The following is a 3,802-nucleotide window of genomic DNA, read 5'->3' as shown; positions in this document are numbered from 1 at the left end:
CTATTTATTTGCTTGTTGAAAGAGAGGGAAATACGCAATATGAGCAATCGAATTTTTCAGATTCTATTTATTCGACTTTTGTTAAGAGAAGGAAAAATATGACGCATGTAGTAGGTATAAATAAATTAAAAAATATACGCCAAGAAAATTATGACTTCCAATTTAATTGTTCTTATGTTTCTTTTGTTAATTTGAATCGCTCTGGTTCTGCAGAACCAACAAATGTATTTTATGAAAAGGAATCATTTTTAAAAACTAATTCCGACAAAATATTGCTTCTTGAAGATTTACAAAGATTTACCCAATGTGATTTGGAACTGTTAATAGGTTCAAATTTCAAAAAAGTTTTTATCATTGATAAAGATGAGATTAACGGTGGGGAAATTAAAATTAAAGAAGTAAAAGGTGGTACTCGTTGTTACTTAGAAAATAAGGAAGATTAAAAGGTAATGAATTTGGGCACTTGGCTTAATGGAAAAATGTATTGTATTTGACAGTTTAATGATAAGCGAAAAATAAATCTTAATTTAGAACCCAAACCCGCTGTAGTACCAGAGTTTTAACGGCAATCAATCTAAAACAGAACTAAAAACAGAAAAATGAAATTTGATTTTAAAGAAAAATATATTTTAGAAAACGAATATGTAAAATTGCAACCACTAGAAAATACAGATTTTGATAATTTATTAGAGTATTCTGAAAATGAACCTGAGATTTGGGAATTTAATTCGGGTGGAGCAAACGGAAAAGAAAATCTTAAAAAATATATTGCAAACGCAATTAAAAATAGAGAAAGTGAAAAGGAGTATCCTTTTATTGTTTTTGACAAAAAAAGTGGAAAATTTGTGGGAAGCACAAGATTTTATGGCATATTCTTAGAAATGAAAATCATTGAAATTGGTTATACTTGGTACGGAAAAAAATATCAAGGAAGTGGCATAAATAAAAATTGTAAGTACCTAATGTTAGAATTTGCATTTGACAAATTAGAAATGGAACGAGTTGCGTTTGCAGCAAACTCAAAAAATGAAAAAAGTCTAAATGCAATGAAAAGTATTGGTTGTGTAGTTGAAGGAGTTTTGAGGAATTGTAGTACTGATGCAAAAGGAGAAAGAATTGATTCCACAAGATTGAGTATCATCAAAACAGAATGGAATGAAAATGTAAAAAATAATCTTAAAAAACAAACGGAAAATTTTACCAACCGTTAACATTAGTTTGGAAAAATGGCGGGTTTTGGACTTAATTTGAAGTTGGTTTTGTAGTTGAAAAGTAAGTCTTTAGCCTAAAATTCAGGCTGCCTTAATCTGCCACTTCTGCAACCTACAAAGCCTTATTGACAATGGGCGACAACCGTAACAATAAAGAAATATGGGACTAACAGATGTAAAAAAGGAATTAAAAAAACTCGACAAGGACAAACTCATTGACCTTATTGCTGACCTGTATAAAAAGAACAAGTCCGTAAAGGAGTTTTTTGACTTTTATGTAAATCCAAACGAAAGAGAACTTTTTGAGAAATACCGTGACAAAATTTTTGAAGCGTTTTATCCAAAACGTGGTAACAACTACAAACTCAAAGACGGAAAACAAGCAATCAGCGACTTCAAAAAAATGGGATCTTCGGTTGATTTACTCGCTGACTTAATGCTTTTTTATGTGGAAACTGGAGTACGTTTTACAAATAACTATGGTGATATAAACGAGTCCTTTTACAAGAGTTTGGCAACAACCTTCTATGAAAGTTTAACCTTAATGGAAAATGAAAATCTTTTGGAGAAATTTGAAGACCGTGTTGATAAAGTTGTTGACGATACAAGAGGAATTGGCTGGGGCTTTCACGACTATTTAGTAGAAGTTTGGATTTCCTTTTATCCAGCTGAAGACGAAGAAAACGAAACAGAAGAAGAATAAAAAATGATTAAACATGGTGAACAACAATGAAAAGAACTAGAATTATTGGTTGTTTGTTCTCATCTAAGTACATGCAAATATAATTTTACAAATTATATATTTTAAGTGCATCTTAAGATTTTCTAATAATCAAATACCTAGTTCAATCATTAAACTTTTCTTTAGGAGCTTGATCCAGCTATACGTTACAATCTTATACGCCATCCCGAGGTTTCGGGACTGGCGCATAAGGATTTCTCCCGAAGCTTCGGGACTATCTGAGCTAAGGCGTGCGTATTTCAAGATAGTTTCCGTTTATAAAAGTTTGAAAATTACTCTTTTAATGTAAACATAGTTTGATGATTTGTAACTAATTATTTATATATTTGAGGATAATTATAGTAAGGCGTTTGTCAGACATCTTTACCTAATTGTAGAATAAAAGGTTTGATTTTGTCGGAACTATATGCAAGTTAGCAGTAATATTAATAAACGTTACATTAGATATGACGAAAATCGAGAAACTTAAAAATCTTATGTGCGGAATTGGATTTTGCATTTTGCTAATCCAATGTTCAGACAAGAAATCTAATCCACCAATTACTTCAGATTTGATTTATAGCAAATATAAAATTGAAGATTTTGATACGCCAGATCGAAAGAAAGAAATAAATGATTTAATAAATAGTACAGAAAGTCATGAAATGAATCCATCTTTAAAGAAGATAGAATCAGAATTTGCAATTGACACTTTTAAAATAGGATATTTTCAACGAAAGTTTCCAGTTAATAAAGTCGATCTAGAAACATCATTGAATGTACAGAAATCTGCTTGCGTTATGTATGATAGTTTAAATTCCAAATACTTTCACAAGCTTGAAAAAATACTGAAACACAAAGATTATGATGATTTAATAAAATCCCAGGAAATCTGGGAAAAATATAAAGCAAATGAGTTAAATATTTTTAAAAGGAAAATAAAAGAAAGATTAGACTTCGAATTTAATTTTTACAAAGAATATACTCGAATTCTAAAATCTAGATTGGAAACTTTATATTTTTACTATTACCGATTTGCAGATGTAAAATCATAAAAATACTACTGCTAACAGTGTGCAAAACTAATTGCTTGGTTTTCGGTAAGTTGTAAGTTGTAAGTTTTTTTTATTTTCGTTTCTCCATATTGGAGAAAACTCGTTCGCCAAGCCGCAACAAGTTCTGCACGCGAACTATTATACGCAATTATACCCAAAAACAATGTCAATAATCGAATGTGTTTTTTGTAAAGAACTAAAACCAAAATCTAAAGAGCATATAATTCCAATTTGGTTACAAAAAAAAATAATTGGAAATGTAAATTGGAATTATGAAGGAACACATCGTTCAAGTTTACTTATTGAGCTAAGTAAAAGAAAACATACTGGTGATAGCTTAGTTTTTGGAAAAGTCTATAATAATTGTAACAACGGTTGGATGTCTAAACTTGAAACAGACTTCATACCATTATTTAGTAATCTGAATTATGACAACTCCTCTATCTTGAGGCTTTCCAAAATTGAAAGGTTTATTATATCTCTATGGTGCTTTAAAACTGCAATTGTTATAAATGCAGGCAGTAATTATAGAAAAATAGTGCCAAATGAACAATTCGAATTTATCTATAAGTATAAAAATCTTCCTAAAAATGTGAAAGTTGATGTTTCATTTGTAGATAATAATCATAAAATTTTTTGGCAACAAACTCAAATAATGTTTCATTTAAGAGAAAACTCAAATCAATTAAATAGGAACTATGTAATTACGACACAATTAGACAGCTTAGCTTTTAGAGTTAGTTGGCTTGAATCCGCTAAAGAAAATGATAGAGATATAAAATTCAACGAAAACGGTAAAACATTAAGAATTTGGC

General features: G+C 29.7%; 6 protein-coding genes. 5 read left to right on the top strand and 1 reads right to left on the bottom strand.

Translation table 11 applies throughout. The features are described from left to right. From FPG59_RS16725 to FPG59_RS14650, 3 genes are all read left to right on the top strand, one after another. A partial coding sequence (locus tag FPG59_RS16725; protein WP_176330762.1) for a hypothetical protein occupies positions 1 to 443 on the top strand: 443 nt, incomplete at its 5' end. A 156-nt stretch (positions 444 to 599) separates the two neighbouring features. Next, a complete protein-coding gene (locus FPG59_RS14655) occupies positions 600 to 1,211 on the top strand; it encodes a GNAT family N-acetyltransferase (RefSeq protein WP_086455314.1) in 612 nt (203 codons plus the stop codon). A 160-nt stretch (positions 1,212 to 1,371) separates the two neighbouring features. Further along, the gene (locus FPG59_RS14650; protein ID WP_086455313.1) at positions 1,372 to 1,914 is read left to right on the top strand and encodes a DUF6155 family protein; all 543 of its coding nucleotides are present in this window, start codon (positions 1,372 to 1,374) and stop codon (positions 1,912 to 1,914) included. 129 nt (positions 1,915 to 2,043) lie between these two features. Here FPG59_RS14650 and FPG59_RS16720 read toward each other — a convergent pair whose 3' ends face one another. Continuing rightward, complete coding sequence (locus FPG59_RS16720) at positions 2,044 to 2,196, bottom strand: hypothetical protein (protein ID WP_176330761.1); 153 nt, start codon at positions 2,194 to 2,196, stop codon at positions 2,044 to 2,046. Between the two features lie 203 nt (positions 2,197 to 2,399). Between FPG59_RS16720 and FPG59_RS14645 the strand changes: the two genes are divergently transcribed. Further along, a complete protein-coding gene (locus FPG59_RS14645) occupies positions 2,400 to 2,987 on the top strand; it encodes a hypothetical protein (RefSeq protein WP_086455312.1) in 588 nt (195 codons plus the stop codon). Positions 2,988 to 3,150: 163 nt separating this feature from the next. After that, on the top strand, positions 3,151 to 3,802 hold a 652-nt coding region (locus FPG59_RS14640), incomplete at its 3' end, for a hypothetical protein (RefSeq protein WP_217875922.1).

Origin of the sequence: Flavobacterium sp. FPG59, assembly GCF_002150205.1 — a bacterium.
In the GTDB taxonomy this organism is placed as follows: domain Bacteria; phylum Bacteroidota; class Bacteroidia; order Flavobacteriales; family Flavobacteriaceae; genus Flavobacterium.
Note: the sequence above shows the minus strand (reverse complement) of the source record. Positions and strands in the feature narration are given on the sequence as shown.